Origin of the sequence: Luteimonas rhizosphaericola, assembly GCF_029888045.1 — a bacterium.
Classification (GTDB): domain Bacteria; phylum Pseudomonadota; class Gammaproteobacteria; order Xanthomonadales; family Xanthomonadaceae; genus Luteimonas; species Luteimonas rhizosphaericola.
In genome coordinates this window covers 1-18,353 of the sequence record NZ_JARXRN010000028.1, presented here as the reverse complement: position 1 = coordinate 18,353, position 18,353 = coordinate 1, and the positions used below count along the sequence as shown (strand labels likewise).

The 18,353-nt window shown below is 71.0% G+C and carries 13 protein-coding genes; 11 read left to right on the top strand and 2 right to left on the bottom strand.

Features of this window, described 5'->3' with window-relative positions:
- From QFW80_RS12630 to QFW80_RS12610, 5 genes are all read left to right on the top strand, one after another.
- Window positions 1-774, top strand: coding sequence for a ParA family protein (locus tag QFW80_RS12630; protein ID WP_280602336.1), 774 nt, complete (start codon window positions 1-3; stop codon window positions 772-774).
- A complete protein-coding gene (locus QFW80_RS12625; RefSeq protein ID WP_280602335.1) occupies window positions 771-1,514 on the top strand; it encodes a chemotaxis protein CheW in 744 nt (247 codons plus the stop codon). Before QFW80_RS12630 ends, QFW80_RS12625 begins: the two co-directional genes overlap by 4 nt.
- A 70-nt stretch (window positions 1,515-1,584) precedes the next feature.
- Window positions 1,585-1,899, top strand: a complete 315-nt coding sequence (locus QFW80_RS12620) for an STAS domain-containing protein (RefSeq protein WP_280602334.1) — start codon at window positions 1,585-1,587, stop codon at window positions 1,897-1,899.
- Window positions 1,896-2,264: a response regulator gene (locus QFW80_RS12615; RefSeq protein WP_280579479.1), complete on the top strand. Its 369-nt coding sequence runs from the start codon at window positions 1,896-1,898 to the stop codon at window positions 2,262-2,264. The genes QFW80_RS12620 and QFW80_RS12615 overlap by 4 nt, the downstream gene beginning before the upstream one ends.
- Window position 2,265: 1 nt before the next feature.
- Window positions 2,266-4,302, top strand: coding sequence for a chemotaxis protein CheA (locus QFW80_RS12610; RefSeq protein WP_280602333.1), 2,037 nt, complete (start codon window positions 2,266-2,268; stop codon window positions 4,300-4,302).
- Window positions 4,303-5,532: 1,230 nt separating this feature from the next.
- Here QFW80_RS12610 and motB read toward each other — a convergent pair.
- Window positions 5,533-6,453: a flagellar motor protein MotB gene (motB, locus tag QFW80_RS12605; protein WP_280602332.1), complete on the bottom strand. Its 921-nt coding sequence runs from the start codon at window positions 6,451-6,453 to the stop codon at window positions 5,533-5,535.
- A 12-nt stretch (window positions 6,454-6,465) separates the two neighbouring features.
- Window positions 6,466-7,326 carry a flagellar motor stator protein MotA gene (gene motA, locus QFW80_RS12600; RefSeq protein WP_280603047.1) on the bottom strand — a complete coding sequence of 287 codons (861 nt, stop codon included), beginning with the start codon at window positions 7,324-7,326 and terminating at the stop codon, window positions 6,466-6,468.
- Between the two features lie 217 nt (window positions 7,327-7,543).
- Between motA and QFW80_RS12595 the strand changes: the two genes are divergently transcribed.
- The 6 genes from QFW80_RS12595 to QFW80_RS12570 all read left to right on the top strand — a co-directional run.
- Window positions 7,544-8,059, top strand: a complete 516-nt coding sequence (locus QFW80_RS12595; RefSeq protein WP_280602331.1) for a chemotaxis protein CheW — start codon at window positions 7,544-7,546, stop codon at window positions 8,057-8,059.
- A gap of 78 nt (window positions 8,060-8,137) precedes the next feature.
- A complete protein-coding gene (locus tag QFW80_RS12590) occupies window positions 8,138-10,432 on the top strand; it encodes a methyl-accepting chemotaxis protein (protein ID WP_280602330.1) in 2,295 nt (764 codons plus the stop codon).
- A 154-nt stretch (window positions 10,433-10,586) separates the two neighbouring features.
- Window positions 10,587-11,735, top strand: coding sequence for an OprO/OprP family phosphate-selective porin (locus QFW80_RS12585; protein WP_280602329.1), 1,149 nt, complete (start codon window positions 10,587-10,589; stop codon window positions 11,733-11,735).
- A gap of 37 nt (window positions 11,736-11,772) precedes the next feature.
- Entirely contained in the window at window positions 11,773-13,908 is a 2,136-nt protein-coding gene (locus QFW80_RS12580; RefSeq protein ID WP_280602328.1) for a methyl-accepting chemotaxis protein, read from the top strand.
- Between the two features lie 237 nt (window positions 13,909-14,145).
- A complete protein-coding gene (locus tag QFW80_RS12575; RefSeq protein ID WP_280602327.1) occupies window positions 14,146-16,413 on the top strand; it encodes a methyl-accepting chemotaxis protein in 2,268 nt (755 codons plus the stop codon).
- Window positions 16,414-16,662: 249 nt separating this feature from the next.
- Window positions 16,663-18,353 (top strand): CHASE3 domain-containing protein (locus QFW80_RS12570; protein ID WP_280602326.1); only part of this gene is annotated, 1,691 nt, incomplete at its 3' end.

The window sequence follows — 18,353 nt, the reverse complement described above, 5'->3', positions numbered from 1 at the left end:
ATGCAGGTCTGGGCGATCGCGAACCAGAAGGGCGGCGTGGGCAAGACCACCACCACCCTGTGCCTCGCGCGCGGGCTGGCGCAGGCCGGCGGCCGCGTGCTGGCGATCGATCTCGATCCGCACGCCTCGCTGACGCGCGCGTTCGGCGTGCCCGCCGATCCGCCGCCCGCGGGCACCCACGACCTGTTCACCGGCGTGGGCGCCAGCCTCGTCGGCCTCGCGCGCCGCACCGACGTGCCGGGGCTGCAGCTGGTGGCCGCGCAACCGGCGCTGGCCACGCTCGAACGACGCGGCTCCAGCCAGCCGGGCCTCGGGCTCGCGCTGGGACGCGCCCTGCACGCCGGCCACGCCAGCTACGACCACGTGCTGCTCGACTGCCCGCCCACGCTCGGCCTGCTGATGGTCAACGCGCTGGCGGCCGCCGACCGGCTGGTGGTGCCGACCCAGACCGATCCGCTGGCCCTGCACGGGCTGGCCGACATGCTGCGCACCGCGACCATGGTCGAGCGGTCGCGCCGGCGGCCGCTGCCGCAGCACGTGCTGCCCACGCTGTACGACAAGCGCACGCGCTCGGGCGTGCAGAGCCTGGAGCAGCTGCACGCGCAATACGAAGGCCGCGTCTGGCCCGACGCGGTGCCGATGGACACGCGCCTGCGCGACGCCCACGGCCTCACCGCCGAAGCCGGCTGCAGCGGTCGCGGCGCCGATGCGTATGCACGCGCGCTGGACTGGCTGCTGGCGCAGCAGCAGGCACCGCAGAGGCAGGCGGCATGAACCCCGGCGGCGACACCGAGGTGCTCGACTATATCGACACCCTGCTGGGCGATGCCGCCGGTCCGGCGCCGCCGGTGGCCGCCGTGCCGGACGTCGCCGCGGCTTCCGCCGACGCGTGGGACGACGTCGCCGGACCCGCTGTCGGCCCCGCCATCGAATCCGTTCCCGCGCCCGTCCCGGTGCCGGCGCCCGCGCCGACGCCGGCTTCCGCACCCGCATCCGCCAACGTGGCCGCGCCCATGTCCGCCCCCACCCCCGTCCCGCCCACGCCTGCACTGGCGCCGCGCGCCACCGCCCGGGTCGAACCACCCGCCGCCTCCACCCCGATGGCCACGGCCTCGCGCTGGCTGCGCGTGCTGGTAGGCCAGGCCAGCTACGCGCTGGAGCTGCTGCGGGTGCAGGAGGTGGTGCGGATGGTGCCGATCGTGCCGATGCGCGGCGCCCAGGCCTCGGTGCTCGGGGTGATGAACCTGCGCGGCCGGATCGTGCCCGTGTTCGACCTCGGCCTGTGGCTGCGCACCGGCGACGTCCAGGTGACCGAACAGGCCCGCATCGTGGTGGTCGAACGCGACGACGAACTGATCGGCGTGCTGGTCAGCGCGGTCGAGGACGTGGTGACGCTGGGCCGCGACCGGATCGAACCGCCGCTGCCGGGCAACGTGCCGGGCGTGATCCTGGGCGTGGCGCGCGTAGGCGCAACCCCGACCGTGCTGTTCGACGCCTACGCGCTCTACGGCTGACGCACCTGACCCTCAAGTCGCCGCCGGCGACGCCGTTATTCCACCGGACTGCATCGACGTGGCCGCACCCATGACCCAACTGACGCTCCAGAACGACCTCGGGATCGAACGCGTCGCCGACCTGCAGGCGGCCCTGCAGCCGCACCTGGAGGCCGACGCCCCGGTCGAACTCGCCGGAGACCGCGTCGAGCGCGTGCACGCCGCGGGCCTGCAGCTGCTGCACGCCTTCGTCCGCGACCGCGCCGCGCGCGGCCAGCGCACCACCATCACCGATCCGTCGCCGGCGCTGGCCGCGGCCGCGCGCCAGCTGGCGCTGGCCGTGAGCCTGGGCGTCGACGCGGCCGATTCCACCCTTACCAGCAATGTTCCAGGAGCTACGGCATGAGCGCCAAGCAACTGCTCGTGGTCGACGACTCGACCTCGATGCGCCAGATGGTGGCCTTCGCCCTGACCTCGGGCGGCTATGAGGTGCGCGAGGCAGAGGACGGCCAGGCCGCCCTCGAGATCGCCCGCACGCAGTCGTTCGACGCCGTGGTCACCGACGTCAACATGCCGCGCATGGACGGCATCTCGCTGATCCGCGAGCTGCGCCAGCTGCCGTCGTACCGCTTCACGCCGCTGCTGATGCTGACCACCGAGTCCGGCGGCGACAAGAAGATGGAAGGCAAGGCCGCCGGCGCCACCGGCTGGCTGGTCAAGCCGTTCGATCCCGACCAGCTGGTCGCCACCGTGCGCAAGGTCCTGGCCTGACATGGACATCGCCCGCTTCCATGCCGCGTTCTTCGAGGAAAGCCGCGAAGGCCTCGATGCGATGGAGAGCGGCCTGCTCTCGCTCGAGTCGGGCGGCGCCGGCGCGGATCCGGAGACGATCAACGTCATCTTCCGCGCCGCGCATTCGATCAAGGGCGGCGCGGCGACGTTCGGCTTCACCAGCGTCACCGACCTGACCCACCTGCTGGAAACCCTGCTCGACGAGGCCCGCGCCGGCCGGCGGACGCTGGACCAGGCCGCCACCGGCGCGCTGCTGGCGTCGGTGGACGTGCTGCGCGGCCTGCTCGCGGCCTGCGAACACGGCAGCCCGATCGACGCCAATGCCCTGGCCGCCGCGCGCGCCGGGCTGGATGCGCTGCTGTCGGGCAAGTCCCCGGCACAGGCGGCCACGACCACGGCGCCCGCCGGCGCGGATCATGACGCCGGCACCCCGGCCGACGCCGCGGGCGACTGGCGCATCGCATTCGCGCCGGCGCCCTCGCTGTTCCTCAGCGGCAACGATCCCCTGCGCATCCTGCGCGAGCTCGCCAGCCACGGCGAGCTCGGCGTCGAATGCCTGGACGGGCGCCTGCCGGCGTTCGCCGAGATGGATCCGTTCGAGGCCTACCTGGCCTGGAACCTCACCCTCCCCGCCAGCGTGCCGCGCGCCGCCATCGACGAGGCCTTCGCCTGGGTCGAGGACGAGTGCACGCTGGAGATCGACACGATCGCCGCGGCCACGGCCGCACCCCCGACTGTCGTCGACGACGCCCTCGCTCCGGGTACGGCGGCCGCTCCGGTCGCCGCCGCCGAGGGCGGGCCGGCGTCCACCGGCCGCCGCAGCAGCGACCACGACAATTCGATCCGCGTCGCGGTCTCCAAGGTGGACGCGCTGATCAACCTGGTCGGCGAACTGGTGATCACCCAGGCGATGCTGCGCCAGCGGTCCGAACACCTGGACCCGGTGGCCAACGAGGCGCTGATGTCGGGCCTGGTGCAGCTCGAGCGCAACACGCGCGACCTGCAGGAATCGGTGATGGGCGTGCGCATGCTGCCCGTCGACTTCGCCTTCAGCCGCTTCCCGCGCATGGTCCGCGACCTGGCCGCACGGCTGGAGAAGAAGGTCCAGCTGCGCACCCACGGCGAGGCGACCGAGCTGGACAAGGGCGTGATCGAGAAGATCGTCGACCCGCTGGTGCACCTGGTGCGCAACGCCATCGACCACGGCCTGGAACTGCCGGCCGAGCGCCGCGCCGCGGGCAAGGACGAGAGCGGCACCCTGACCCTGAGCGCGGCCCACCAGGGCGCGAACATCGTCATCGAGATCAGCGACGACGGCCGCGGCCTGGATCGCGAGCGCATCCTGCGCAAGGCCGCCGAACGCGGCATCGCGGTGCCCGAGAACCCCACCGACACCCAGGTCTGGGACCTGGTGTTCGCGCCCGGCTTCTCCACCGCCGACCAGCTGACCGACCTGTCCGGCCGCGGCGTGGGCATGGACGTGGTCAAGAAGAACATCACCGCGCTCGGCGGACAGGTCGAGATCCGCAGCCGCGCCGGCCACGGCACGACGGTGGCGATCCGGCTGCCGCTGACCATGGCGATCGTCGACGGCATGTCGGTCGCGGTGGGCGACGAGGTGTTCATCGTGCCGCTGAGCATGGTGATCGAATCGCTGCTGCCCACGCCGGCCGACGTGCGCATCATCGCCGGCGACGCGCGCGTGCTGCGCGTGCGCGAGGACTACCTGCCGCTGGTCGACCTGGCCAGCCAGTACGGCCTGCCCGCAGCGACGCGCGGCGAAGGCGAGGACGTGCCGCCCCGGATCGCGGTGGTGGTGGAGGCCGACGGACGCCGGCTGGCGCTGGAAGTCGACGAACTGCTCGGCCAGCAGCAGGTGGTGGTCAAGAACCTCGAGAGCAACTACAAGCGCATCGCCGGCGTGTCCGGCGCCACCATCCTCGGCGACGGCCGCGTGGCGCTGATCGTCGACGCCGCCGGGCTCGGCCAGGCCCCGCCGCTCGCCACCGCGGCGTGACGGCGGCGCGGCAGGTCGAAGGTCAGGTCGCGACACATTGCCGCCCCCGCGCACAGCACGTAGCCGGGGTAAGCGAAGCGCACCCGGGGCAGGCGGTCGTTGCAGACGGGCGCAGCGCACACTCGATCCGCTGGCGCCGCGCGTCCACGCATGACGCCCTCTCGATTCCCTTGGCCCGCGCGTGACGCGGTCCCCGGATGCGGCCTGCGGCCTTCTCCGGGCTACGCCATGCGAGGCCGTGTCGCGACTGGAGTCGCCACCCGTGTAGCCCGGGTAAGCGAAGCGCACCCGGGGCAGACGGTCGTTGCAGACGAGCGCGGCGCGCACTCGATCCTTTCGCGTTGCCCGTCAACGCGTGACGCCCTCTCGATCCCTTGGCCTGCGCGTGACGTGGTCCCCGGATGCGGCCTACGGCCTTATCCGGGCTACGCCATGCAAGGCGGCTGCGCGCCTGGAGTCGCCACCCGCGTAGCCCGGGTAAGCGAAGCGCACCCGGGGCAGACGGTCGCTGCAGACGGGCGCAGCGCAGACTCGATCCCTTTGCGTCGCCCGTCCACGCGTGACGCCCTCTCGATTCCCATGGCGTGTGCGTGACGCCGTTCCCGGATGCGGCCTGCGGCCTTATCCGGGCTACGCCATGCGAGGCGGCTGCGCGCCTGAAGTCGCCACCCGCGTAGCCCGGGTAAGCGAAGCGCACCCGGGGCAGAAGGTCGCTGCAGATGGGCGCAGCGCACACTTGATCCTCTGGCGTCGCGCATCCACGCCCACGCGTGCCGCCCGTTGGACTCTCTTGGCCTGCGCGTGACGTGGTCCCCGGATGCGGCCTGCGGCCTTATCCGGGCTACGCCGTGCGAGGCGGCTGCGCGCCTGGAGTCGTCACGCGCGTAGCCCGGGTAAGCGAAGCGCACCCGGGACAGACACAGACGGATCGCGTGGTCGCATCGCGCGTCCGTGACGCCCGTTGCGCATTGGCGCATGCAACGACCTTTGCAGCGGTCGAAAGCGTGGCGCGGCGCATTCGATGCGTACACGTGCTCGATGCACGCGCGGGGCGAGCCCGAGATCGTCATGCCTGCGCGCCACGCGATCCGCGGATGCGACCTGCGGCCTTATCCGGCCGACGCGGCTGGCCGTGCGACGCGATCGACGGGCGCGTCCTGCGGCATCGCCCGGACAACACCATCTGCCATCACCTCACCGCCAGGCGGGGCCGGCCGGGCCCCGCACTCGCTACGGGGCGGCGATCTTCGCCCCGACCTGCGCGACCCGCGCACCGGAATCGACCCTCGCCGCGCTGCGCTCGGCGGCGTTGCTGAGCACGACGATGCTGATGCGGCGGTTGACCGGGCTGTCCGGGTCGTTGCGGTCGAACGGCACCGAGGACGACAGGCCGACCACGCGCGAGAGCTTGTCTTCCGACAGGCCACCGGCCACCAGCGCGCGGCGGGCGGCGTTGGCGCGCTCGGTCGAGAGCTCCCAGTTGCTGTAGCCGCTGCGGCCGGTGTACGGCGAGGTGTCGGTGTGGCCGGAGATCGCGATCCGGTTCTCCACCTGTTCGAAGTAGCCCGCGAGTTCGGACAGGATCTCGCGCGTGTAGTCCTTGAGCGTGGGCGAGCCGAGATCGAACATCGGCCGGTTGTGCGCATCGACGATCTGGATCCGCAGGCCCTCGGGCGTGATGTCGATCAGCAGCTGGTCCTTGAACGGCGCCAGCGCCTGGCTGCTGGCGACCGCCTCCTCCAGCGCACGCTTGAGCGCCTCGAGCTTGCGGCGGTCGGCCTCGTCGCCGGCCTTCTGCGCGGCGCCCGACTGCTGGTCCATGGCGCCGGGCTTGCGGATCGGGCTGGCGTCCGGCGGCTTGCGGGCATGGTCGAACATCTTGATCGGCGCCTCGCCCGCGCCGCCCGGGCCGGCGCGCCCGGGCGCCATGCTGGATGACTTGCCCTCGACCGCGCTGGGGTTCTTGAAATAGTCGGCGATGCCGCCGAGCTGCTCCTGGGGCATGGTGGCCACCAGCCACATCACCATGAAGAACGCCATCATCGCGGTCACGAAGTCCGCATACGCGACCTTCCACGCGCCGCCGTGGTGGCCGTGGCCGCCGCGCTTCTTCTTGCGGACGATGATGATCGGTTGCAGCGGCGTGGCCATCGCGGCGGTCCGTCAGCCCTTGGCGGCCTTGAGGTCGGCTTCCAGGTCCTGGAAGCTCGGGCGCACGTCGGAGAACAGAAGCTTGCGCGCGAACTCGATCGCCACCGCGGGCGCGTAGCCGCGCAGCGAGGCCACCAGCGCCATCTTGATCACCTCGAACGCCTTGCCTTCCTCTTCGGCGCGCTTCTCCATCGCCGAGGCCACCGGGCCGACGTAGCCGTAGGCCAGGAAGATGCCGAGGAAGGTGCCGACCAGGGCCGAGGCGACCTTCTGCCCGATCTCCGACGGCGGCGCGCTGCCGACGATCGACATGGTGTTGATGATGCCCAGCACCGCGGCGACGATGCCGAATCCCGGCAGCGCGTCGGCCACCTTCTGCACCGACTGCGACGGCCCGAGCGCCTCGTGGTGATGGGTCTCGAGCTCGTACTCGAGCAGCGATTCGAGTTCGTGCGGCGTCATGCTGCCGCCGACGATCAGGCGCAGGCAGTCGGTGATGAAGTCGAGGATGTGGTGGTCGGCGAGGATCTTCGGGTACTTCTGGAAGATCGCGCTCTCGGCCGGGCGTTCGATGTGGTCCTCGATCGCCATCATGCCTTCGCGGCGCATCTTCTGCAGCAGCTCGTAGATCAGCTTCAGCAGCTCGACGTAGTCCACGCGCCGGTACTTGGGCCCCTTGAGCAGGGCCATGGTGCCGGCCAGCGCCGCCTTCATCACCTTAGGCGGCGTGGCGATGACGTACGCGCCCAGGGCCGCGCCGCAGATCACGATGATCTCGTTCAGGTGCCACAGCGCCAGCAGCTTGCCGCCGACCATCATGAAGCCGCCGAGCACGCTCGCGATGACCACGAGGGCTCCGATGATCAGGTACATGGTGGCGCTGTCCATATGGGCCGGGGATTGCGTGGGGTAACGGCGCGCGCCGCGCGCGCTTGAGCGCGGGCCGACGGACGGCGCGCGTACCGCCGCACGGCGGTGCGGGCTAAAGAAACCCCCGACGGGGCCGACATGGACGGTGACCCCTCCGTCCGCGCCACCATCCGACCGGTGCGCGGCGGCCACGCATCCCAGACTCGACAGGACCGCTTCCATGTCCCACCCCAACGACACCGCCCACGCCAGCCCGGCCGCCCACGCGGGCCACGCCGACGAGACCACGGGCGAGTTCCTCACCTTCGTCCTGGGCGAGGAGGAATACGGCGTCGACATCCTGCGCGTGCAGGAGATCCGCAGCTACGACGCGGTCACCCGCCTGCCCGACGCACCGGACTACATCAAGGGCGTGATCAACCTGCGCGGGATCATCGTGCCGGTGGTCGACATGCGCCTGAAGTTCCGCCTGGCCAAGGCCGAATACAACGCGCTCACGGTGATGATCGTGCTCAACGTGGGCGGGCGCGTGGTCGGCATGGTGGTCGACAGCGTGTCCGACGTGGTGCGCCTGTCCGGCGAGCAGGTGCGCGCGGTGCCGGAGATCGGCGCCACCATCGACCGCCAGTTCCTGACCGGCATCGGCACGCTCGACGAGCGCATGCTGATCCTGCTCGACATCGAGCGCCTGATGCGCCACGAGGACATGGGCCTGGTGGCGGCGCAGGCCGCCTGAGCCCGACCCGCCGCGACATCCGCGACATCCGCGGCCATCGGGCCGCGGCGCGCCACCGAACCCCAGGTCCACCGCCACATGCGCAGCAATCTCCCCGTCACCCAGCGCGAGTTCGTGCTCGAAGGGGACGATCTGCTCGTGTCCCGCACCGACCTGCGCGGCGTGATCGTCTACGTCAACCCCGAGTTCGTCCGCGTCAGCGGCTACACCGAGGCCGAGCTGATCGGCCAGCCGCACAACCTGATCCGCCACCCCGACATGCCGGTCGAGGCGTTCGCCGATTTCTGGCGCACGCTCAAGGCCGGGCGGCCGTGGGTGGGCATGGTCAAGAACCGCCGCGCGGACGGCGACCACTACTGGGTCGAGGCGCACGCGACGCCCTATTTCGAGGGCGGCACCCACGTGGGCTACATGTCCGTGCGGCGCCGCGCCGGCCGCGAGCGGATCGACGCGGCCGAACGCGCCTACGCGGCGATCCGCGCCGGCAGCTCGCCGCTGCAGGTGCGCCACGGCGCGCTGGTCGCGCCCGACCGGCTGCGCGCGCTCAACCCGCTGTGGCGGCTGTCGTTGCGCCAGCGCCTGCTGCTGGCGGCGGTCGGCGTGGGCGGCGTGGGTGCGCTGCTGGTGTCGCTGGCCGCGTCCGGCGCATCGCTGCCGCTGCTGCTGTCGGTCGTGGCCGCGTCCACCGCCGCGGCCGGCTACTGCGCCTGGTGGCTGGCCTCCGACGTGGCCGGTCGCCTGGACGGCGCGGTGGCGCACCTGCGCGACTTCGCCAGCGGCGAATACGCGCACACCATCGCCATCGACCGCGACGACGAGGTCGGGCGCGTGCTGCTGGGCCTGAAGTCGATGCAGATCCGGCTCGGCTTCGAGATCGAGGACCGCCGCCGTGCCGCGGCGCAGATGGCGCGCGTGCGCAGCGCGCTCGACGCCGCCTCCACCAGCGTGCTGGTGGCCGATTCCGCGCACGCCATCGTCTACGCCAACCCGGCCGCGCGCGCGATGCTGGCCGCCGCCGAGGCCGACCTGCGCACCGCGGTGCCGGGCTTCGCCACCGATGCACTGGACGGCCACGCGCTGCATGCGCTCGACCACGACCCGGCCGCGCAGCGCGCACGGCTGGAAGCGCTGTCGTCGCCGCACCCGTACCGCATCGCCTTCGGAACGCGCACCTTCGACATCACCGCCACGCCGGTGCGCGATGCCGACGGCACGCGCCTGGGCACGGTGGCCGAATGGCGCGACCGCACCGCCGAGCTGGCGCTCGAACGCCAGATCGAGGCGGTGGTGGACGCTGCCGCCGACGGCGATTTCAGCCGCCGCCTCGACCTGCACGGCGCCACCGGCTTCGTGCAGACCGTCGGCACCGGCCTCACCCGCCTGCTGCAGGCCACCGAGCACACCCTGCGCGAGACCGCGGGCGTGCTCGACGCGCTGGCGCAGGGCGACCTGCGGCCGCGCATCACCAGCCAGATGGGCGGCCTGTTCGGCGAGATGAAGGCCAGCACCAATGCCGCGGTCGACCAGCTGGCGCAGCTGGTGGCCGAGATCCAGGCGGCCACGCGCGCCATCGGCGAGGCCGCGGGCGGCATCGCCTCGGGCAACGCCGACCTGTCGACGCGTACCGGCCAGCAGGCGGCCAGCCTGCAGGAAACCGCGAGTTCGGTCGAACAGCTGACCTCCACCGTGCGCGCCAACGCCGACAGCGCCGCGCGCGCCAGCGGCCTGGCGGCCGGCGCGGGCGACGTCGCCGGCAGCGGCGGCCGCGTGGTGGCCGACGTGGTCGCGACCATGCAGGCGATCAGCGAGTCGTCGCGCCGCATCACCGACATCATCGGCGTGATCGACGGCATCGCGTTCCAGACCAACATCCTCGCGCTCAACGCCGCGGTGGAAGCCGCGCGCGCGGGCGAGGAAGGCCGCGGCTTCGCCGTGGTGGCTTCGGAAGTCCGCAGCCTGGCCGGCCGCTCGGCCGAGGCCGCGCGCGAGATCAAGGCGCTGATCGCCGATTCGGTGGGCAAGGTCGAACAGGGCGCGGGACGCGTGGACGAGGCTGGGCGCACCATGTCCGAGATCGTCACCGCCGTGGGCCGCGTGACCGAGATCATCGCCGGCATCAGCGCCGCCTCGCGCGAGCAGTCGTCCGGCATCGAGCAGGTCAACCACACCGTGATGCAGCTCGACGACGCCACCCAGCAGAACGCGGCGCTGGTCGAGCAGGCCTCGGCCGCCGCGCGCAGCCTGCAGGAGCAGGCCACGGCACTGGCCTCGGCGGCATCGCGGTTCCGGCTGCACGAGGATGCGGCCGCGAAGCGCGCCGTGCCCGCGACCGCGGCGCCGCGCGCGCGGCAGGCCGCGCCGGTCGCGGCCTAAAGTCGCGCCGGCCGCGGCCGACAATTCCTACAGGCCGGCGCAGGGGGCGCCGACACGCTCGCGACACGGTCGCGACCACGCTGGTCCCGGCGCAGTCCGCGCCACTTTCCATTTCCCGATCGTCCCGTCGCCGAGCGACGGGCAGGAGCCGCACGTGCGTACCAAGATCCTGTTCCTCGCCACCCTCGCCGCCGCCACCGGCGCGAGCCACGCCGCCGACTGGCCCGACCTGTCGGTCAAGGCCGATGCGGGTGCGCTGGGCGAGTTCTCCGCCACCGCCAACTGGGCCTACGACCACAACGGTTTCGGCCACCTCGGCCAGGGCATCGACGCGGCCGCCTTCGACGACGAAAGCGCCTGGCGCCGGCGCGAAGTCGGCGTGGCGCTCAAGCGCAAGGACGTCTACGAATTCACCGTGCAGCGCGACCTTGAGGCCGAGACCTGGATGGACGTCAGCGTGAAGCTGCTCTCCAAGGGCCTGCTCGGGCGCGACCTGGGCGCGCTGCGCGTGGGCCAGTTCAAGACCCCGGTCGGCTTCGACGGCGTCGGCGCGTCGCGCAATACCCCATTCCTCGAATCCGCGCTGCCGGTGCAGGCGACCTACGCCGGCCGCCGCGTGGGCGCGGAGTGGTCGCTGCAGCGGCCCGCCTACCTGGCCAGCGTGGCCTGGTTCGACGGCAACGACCTGGAAGGCGGCAACGCGGGCAGCACGCTGGCCGGACGCGCGGCGTGGGTGCCGCGCAACGCCAAGGGCGACGTGCTGCACCTGGGCCTGGCCGCCAGTCGCGAGCGCCCGGACAGCGAAACCCTGCGCCTGCGCGCGAAGCCCGAGGTCGGCCTGACCGGGGTGCGCCTGGTGGATACCGGCACCCTGGCCGGGGTGGACGCGGTGCAGCGGACCGGCTTCGAGGGCCTGTGGATCCGGGGGCCGTGGTCGGTGCAGGGCGAACTGCTGCAGGTGCGCGCCGACCGCGATGGCGGCCTCGGCGACGTCTCCGGCAACGGCGGCTACGTGTTCGGCAGCTGGGTGGTGACCGGCGAGTCGCGCGGCTACAACGGCTACGCCAGCAACGTGGTGCCGTCGGCGACGTCGGCGCTCGAGCTTCTGGTGCGCTACAGCCGGCTGGATCTCGACGACGGTGCGGTGCGCGGCGGGAAGCAGTCGGACTGGACCCTGGGCGTGAACTGGTACCTGGGCCGCAACGTCAAGCTGCAGGCCAACTATGTGTTCGCCCACGCGCGCCGCGACGGCGTGCTGCGCGATCCGGAGGCCTTCGGCCTGCGCGCGCAGTTCCAGTTCTGATCACCCTCCCCACGTCGAATCCAACCCTGGACGCCTGATGCGCTGGTTCAACGATCTTCCCATCACCCGCAAGCTGCTGGCCGGTATTTCGCTGGCGGCCCTGCTCACGCTCGCGCTCGGCACGTTCGCGTACACCCGCCTCGTCGCCGCGCACGCCGAAATGGCCCACATCGCCAACGAGAACGTCCCGCAGGTGCAGGCGCTGGGCGACATCCGCAGCTTCCTCGGCGAGCTGCGGACCTACGAGATGGCCGTCATCACCACCGAGGATTTCCCCGAGTACGAGCCGCGCTTCGCCAAGATGTTCGAGGCGATCACGGCCGCGAAGAAGATCTACGAGAGCCACCTCACCGATACCGCCGACCACAGCCTGTACCAGGCCAGCGAGACCAAGGTGGCGGCGTACCTGGCCACGTCCGCGCGGCTGCTCGAGGCCACGCGTGGCGGCGACTTCGCCACCGCGGCGGTGATCTCGCGCGACGAGTCGCGGCCGCTGCGGCGCGAGACCTTCGCCGCGCTCGACGAACTTGGCACCGCGGACCGCGCGCGCCTGGCCGCCAACGTGGCGGCCTCGGAGGCCGCGTTCCGCCGCAGCATCGCGGTGATGATCGCCCTGACCCTCGGCTCGATCGTGCTGGCCCTGGTCGCCGGCTTCCTGATCGCCCGCGGCGTCGGCCGCGCGCTCGGCCGCGCCACCGCGGTGTCGGCCGCGATCGCCGCGGGCCGGTTCGACAACCGCATCGAAGTGGACTCGCGCGACGAGGCGGGACAGCTGATGGCCAGCATGCAGACCATGCAGGGCCAGCTCGGGCGCTTCGCGGCCGAGATGCAGACCCTCATCCAGCTGCAGCAGTCCGGCGAGGACCTGCAGCGCCGCATGCCCGAGGACTTCCCGGGCGACTACGGGACGATGGCGCAGGGCGTCAACGCGGCGATCTTCGGCCACCTCGACGCGATCATCGCGGGCATCGAGATCATGTCCGAGTACGGCCGTGGCGACCTGCGTCGCGACGCGCCCCGGCTGCCGGGCCAGCGTGCCGTGCTGCACGAGGCCCTGGACACGGTGAAGTCGAGCCTGTCCGCGGTCAATGCCGACATCCGCCGGCTCGCCGACGCGGCGGCGCAGGGCGATTTCAGCGCACGCGGGGACGAAGCGCGCTACGGCTTCGCGTTCCGCGACATGGTGGCGGCGCTCAACGGCCTGATGGCGGAAGCCGACGCCGGCCTCACCGACGTGGGCAGGATCATGGCCGCGCTCGCCGACGGCGACCTGTCGCAGCGCGTGGAGCGGGAGTACAGGGGCGCCTTCGGCCGCCTGGCCGCGGACACCAACGGCACCGTCGAACGACTTGCGGACATCGTCGGCCGGATCCGCGCCGGCAGCGACGCGATCAACTCGGCCGCGTCCGAGATCGCCGCCGGCAACGACGACCTCTCGCGCCGCACGGAGCAGCAGGCCGCCTCGCTCGAGGAGACCGCCTCGTCGATGGAGGAACTCACCTCCACCGTGCGCCAGAACGCCGACAATGCCCGCCAGGCCAACCAGCTGGCCATCGGCGCAGTCGACGTGGCCTCACAAGGCGGCGAGGTGGTCGGCAAGGTGGTCGAGACCATGTCCGCGATCTCCGAGTCGTCCAACCGGATCTCCGACATCATCGGCGTGATCGACGGCATCGCCTTCCAGACCAACATCCTGGCGCTCAACGCCGCGGTGGAAGCCGCGCGCGCGGGCGAGCAGGGCCGCGGCTTCGCGGTCGTCGCGTCCGAAGTGCGCTCGCTGGCGCAGCGCTCGGCCAGCGCGGCCAAGGAGATCAAGCAGCTGATCACCGATTCGACGGTCAAGGTCACCCAGGGCAACCAGCTCGTGGAGCAGGCCGGCAGGACGATGGGCGAAATCGTGACCAGCGTGAAGCGGGTCACCGACATCATCGCCGACATCTCGGCCGCCTCGCAGGAGCAGTCCTCCGGGATCGAGCAGGTCAACGTGGCGATCACCCAGATGGACGAGGGCACGCAGCAGAACGCGGCGTTGGTGGAAGAAGCCACCGCCGCCGCGCGCAGCATGGAGCAGCAGGCGGGACAGCTGGTGGGCATGGTGCAGGCGTTCCGGCTGGCCGCCGACCATCGCGCGCCGGCGTTCGCGCCCGACATGCGCCTGCGGGCGGTGGGCTGAGCCGCCCCGGCATCACGCACGCGCGTCGCGAGGCGCGCTGCCCGCTCGGGACGCGTTGGGCCTGCACGGTGCTGCCGGTTCCAGGCCCGACGCGGCGCCGTCCGTCGGCCCGCATTCAAGACACGGCCGCGGCCGCCGTTACGAACACGTGAAAGGGCCCACGGACGGTCCGGGCCCGCAGCAGTCTTCTCCGGCGTCGACCAGGCGCCGGCCATTCGCCCGAACCGGTATCCACACATGTTCAAGTCACTCAGCATCGGCAGACGTCTGGCCATCGGCTTCGCCGCGCTCGCGCTGCTGATCGTCGCCATCGGCGCGTTCTCCATGCAGCGCATGGGCAAGATGCAGGCCGAAGTCCTCCAACTCACCCGCAGCGCGGTTCCCGCGATCCGCGACCTCGGCCGCATGGCCACCGCGCTGGCCGAATACCGCGTGAGCGAACGCGGCTTGGTGAGCAACGCCGACAACCCGGAGAAGTTCGAGGAATACAAGGGCGAGCTCGCCACCGGCCGCGAACAGTTCCAGGTCATCGCCGACCGGTACGCGGCGGAAGCCGGTGCCGCCGAGCACGAGGCCTATCAGGATGCGATGGCCGCCGTGGCGCTGTACTTCGACAACAGCCAGCGGCTGGTCGACGGACTGCAGGCCGGCGACCTCGGCCCCGTGTCGGCGGCCGCCGACCTGCGCCAGGCCGCGGCCGACCAGATCGGCGTGGTGCTCGACCACCGGCAGAAGGATCTGGACGCGGCCGTCGCCGCCCAAGAGGCCGATTACGCCGCCAGCCTGACCGCGATCGGCGTGCTGCTGGCGATCGCGCTGGCGCTGGCCGGCGCCGCCTCCATACTGATCACGCGTTCGATCGTGCGCCCGCTCGGTGAAGTGATGGGCGCGGCCGACGCGGTCGCGCGGGGCGACCTTGATCGGCCGGTCACGGTGGTCGAACGCAGCGAAGTGGGCGCGCTGGCCGCGTCCATGCGCGAGATGGTCAAGACGCTCAAGGGCTACGTGGCCGCTCAGCGCGAGATGCACGAGGCGCACGATGCCGGCGCGATGAGCCACCGCATGCCGGCCGCGCAGTTCCCGGGCGCGTACGGCACGATGGCCGAAGGCGTGAACGCGCTGGTGCAGTCGCATCTCGACACCAATGCCGCGGCCATCGAGTTCGTCGGCACCTACGCGCGCGGCGACCTGTCGCGCGACTTCGAACGCCTGCCGGGCGAAAAGGCGAAGATCACCGCCGCGATCGACGCGGTCAAGCAGTCGATGCTCGACACCAACGCCGAAGTCCGGCGCCTGGTGGAGGGCGCGGTGGCCGGCGACTTCTCGCTGCGCGGCGACACCCAGCGCTTCGAGTTCGCCTACCGCGAACTGATCGAAGGCCTGAACCGGCTGATGGCCGCGACCGATGCCGGCTTGGGCGAGATCGGCCAGCTGCTCTCGGCCGTCGCCGAGGGTGACCTGTCGCAGCGCATCGACTCCGGCCTGGCTGGTCGCTTCGGCGAGGTCGCCGACGATGCCAACCGCACCGTCGACCGCCTGGCGGAGATCGTCGGCCAGATCCGCAGCGGCAGCGATGCGATCAATTCCGCGGCAGGTGAAATCGCCGCAGGCAACGACGACCTGTCCCGCCGCACCGAGCAGCAGGCCGCCTCGCTGGAAGAGACCGCCTCGTCGATGGAGGAACTCACCTCCACCGTGCGCCAGAACGCCGACAACGCCCGCCAGGCCAACCAGCTCGCCATCGGCGCGGTCGATGTCGCTTCGCAGGGCGGCGAGGTGGTCGGCAAGGTCGTGGAGACCATGTCCGCGATCTCCGAGTCGTCCAACCGCATCGCCGACATCATCGGCGTGATCGACGGCATCGCTTTCCAGACCAACATTCTGGCGCTCAACGCCGCGGTGGAAGCCGCGCGCGCGGGGGAACAGGGCCGCGGCTTCGCGGTCGTGGCCGCCGAGGTGCGCTCGCTGGCGCAGCGCTCGGCCGGCGCGGCCAAGGAGATCAAGACCCTGATCACCGACTCGGCCGACAAGGTCCGCCACGGCAACCAGCTGGTCGACCAGGCGGGCCGCACCATGGGCGAGATCGTGACCAGCGTGAAGCGGGTCACCGACATCATCGCCGACATCTCGGCCGCCTCGCAGGAGCAGAGCGCGGGCATCGAGCAGGTGAACCAGGTCATCACCCAGATGGACGAGAGCACCCAGCAGAACGCGGCCCTGGTCGAAGAAGCCACCGCCGCCGCGCGCAGCATGGAGCAGCAGGCCGGGCAGCTGGTGCAGACGGTGGCGATCTTCCGCACCCAGGACGGCCACGTGGCGCCCGCGCGCACGGCCTCGCCTGCGGCGACCACCACGGAGTCCGCGGCCGCCGCACCGGCAAGCGTCGTGGCCCTGCCCAGGCGCACGTCGTCGCCGGCGCCCGCATCGAAGTCCGCCACGCGCAGCCGCGCCCGCAGCAGCGCGGTGCTGGCCACCGAAGCCTCCGGCGAGTGGCAGGAGTTCTGACCGCCAGTGGTCAGGTTTGAACGACGGGGCGCTTCGGCGCCCCGTCCGCTTTTCCCTCACGAGAAAAAAGGAAAAAGTTGTTTCTGTGTGAAGTATTTGTGACGACGTGCCGTTCCAACGCCTCCATCGCCCGCTCCATCAGCCGTTACCGGAGGCGCACAGCCACCGCGCTTGCGTCCGGTCCTGCTCTGCGCCGCAGCATCCAATTTCTCAGTTTGATCGTTAGTTGACCCAATCCGGTAGAAAACAATGAAATCCAAGAATCTGACCATTTCCACCCAGCTCGCCATCGGCTTTGGCGCTGTGGTGCTGGTCTTGCTCATCATCGGCGGCATCAGCCTGCAAAGCCAGTCGGAAATAAACGGCGCAAGGGAGATCAGCGAGCACACGTTCAAGGTGCTGGCGACCGGTGAAACGATGCAGGCGAATGCGCTGAACATCGAGACCGGTACGCGCGGTTACCTGCTGTCGGGCGACAAGGCGAACCTGGCGCCGTTCATCGAAGGTCAGGCGGGATTCGAAAAGAGCTATGCCGACGCCAGGCAACTGACCGCGGACAATGCCAAGCAACAGGCACGCCTGGTAGACGTCGACAAGGCTTATCGGCAGCTGCTGACGGCCGAACAGGAAGCCATCGCGGCACGCGAAGCCGCCACCAGCACGCAGGACGTCGTGCCCCTGTTCCAGCAGGGCCGCGACCGCGCCGCCATGGACGAAATCCGCTCGCTGCTCGGCGACTTCGCCAACGAAGAAACGGCGCTGCTGGCCCAGCGCAGCGCCGCGCTGAACGCGGCACGCGCCCGCGGCAAATGGTCGGTGCTGATCGGCAGCCTAATCGCGGTGCTGATTGCGATTGGCATGGGCCTGATGATCCGCCGTCAGTTGGTCAGGCGAATGGGCCTGGCGATCAATGTTGCCGATGCCATCGCCTCGGGCAAGTTGGACAACAGTATCGACACACAGTCGCGCGACGAAACCGGGCGCTTGCTGATCAGCATGAACAGGATGCAGGAGCAACTGCAACGTTTTGCCTCTGCGCAGCAAACGATGCAGGTCAAGCATGATGCCGGCGATATCGAGCATCGCATCGACGCGGCGGCCTTCCCCGGTGCCTACGGCCAGATGGCCGAACAGACCAACAACCTGGCCGGATCCCACATCGCGATGAACGCCCGCGTGATCGAGATCGTCGGGGCCTATGCCAGCGGCGACCTGTCAAGCGACATGGACCGTCTCCCGGGCAAGAAGGCCGAGATCACCGCTGCGGTGGACGCGGTCAAGGTCAGTACGCTGGCCGTCAACGCCGAGATCAAGCGACTGGTGGATGCGGCGGTAGCCGGCGACTTCAGTCAGCGTGGCGACGCCCAGCGCTACCAGTTCGTTTATCGCGAGCTGATCGAGGAACTCAACCGGCTGATGGCCGCGACCGATGCCGGCTTGGGCGAGATCGGCCAGCTGCTCTCGGCCGTGGCCGATGGCGACCTCTCGCGCCGCGTCGATGCCGGCCTGCCCGGTCGCTTCGGCGAGGTCGCCGGGGATGCCAATCGTACGGTCGAGCGCCTGGCCGAGATCGTCGGCCAGATCCGCAGCGGCAGCGATGCGATCAACGCCGCCGCATCCGAGATCGCCTCGGGCAACAGCGACCTCTCCCGCCGCACCGAGCAGCAGGCGGCCGCGCTGGAAGAGACCGCCTCGTCGATGGAGGAACTCACCTCCACCGTCCGCCAGAACGCCGACAATGCCCGCCAGGCCAACCAGCTCGCCATCGGCGCGGTGGACGTCGCTTCGCAGGGCGGCGAGGTGGTCGGTAAGGTCGTCGAGACCATGTCCGCCATCTCCGAGTCTTCCAACCGCATCGCCGACATCATCGGCGTGATCGACGGCATCGCCTTCCAGACCAACATCCTGGCGCTCAACGCGGCGGTCGAAGCCGCGCGCGC

What these genes read in the sequence shown, in the direction of transcription:
- QFW80_RS12630 (WP_280602336.1), top strand. Translation starts at nt 1, where the DNA reads ATGCAGGTCTGGGCGATCGCGAACCAGAAGGGCGGCGTGGGCAAGACC.
- QFW80_RS12625 (WP_280602335.1), top strand. Translation starts at nt 771, where the DNA reads ATGAACCCCGGCGGCGACACCGAGGTGCTCGACTATATCGACACCCTG.
- QFW80_RS12620 (WP_280602334.1), top strand. Translation starts at nt 1,585, where the DNA reads ATGACCCAACTGACGCTCCAGAACGACCTCGGGATCGAACGCGTCGCC.
- QFW80_RS12615 (WP_280579479.1), top strand. Translation starts at nt 1,896, where the DNA reads ATGAGCGCCAAGCAACTGCTCGTGGTCGACGACTCGACCTCGATGCGC.
- QFW80_RS12610 (WP_280602333.1), top strand. Translation starts at nt 2,266, where the DNA reads ATGGACATCGCCCGCTTCCATGCCGCGTTCTTCGAGGAAAGCCGCGAA.
- motB (WP_280602332.1), bottom strand. Translation starts at nt 6,453, where the DNA reads ATGGCCACGCCGCTGCAACCGATCATCATCGTCCGCAAGAAGAAGCGC.
- motA (WP_280603047.1), bottom strand. Translation starts at nt 7,326, where the DNA reads ATGTACCTGATCATCGGAGCCCTCGTGGTCATCGCGAGCGTGCTCGGC.
- QFW80_RS12595 (WP_280602331.1), top strand. Translation starts at nt 7,544, where the DNA reads ATGTCCCACCCCAACGACACCGCCCACGCCAGCCCGGCCGCCCACGCG.
- QFW80_RS12590 (WP_280602330.1), top strand. Translation starts at nt 8,138, where the DNA reads ATGCGCAGCAATCTCCCCGTCACCCAGCGCGAGTTCGTGCTCGAAGGG.
- QFW80_RS12580 (WP_280602328.1), top strand. Translation starts at nt 11,773, where the DNA reads ATGCGCTGGTTCAACGATCTTCCCATCACCCGCAAGCTGCTGGCCGGT.
- QFW80_RS12575 (WP_280602327.1), top strand. Translation starts at nt 14,146, where the DNA reads ATGTTCAAGTCACTCAGCATCGGCAGACGTCTGGCCATCGGCTTCGCC.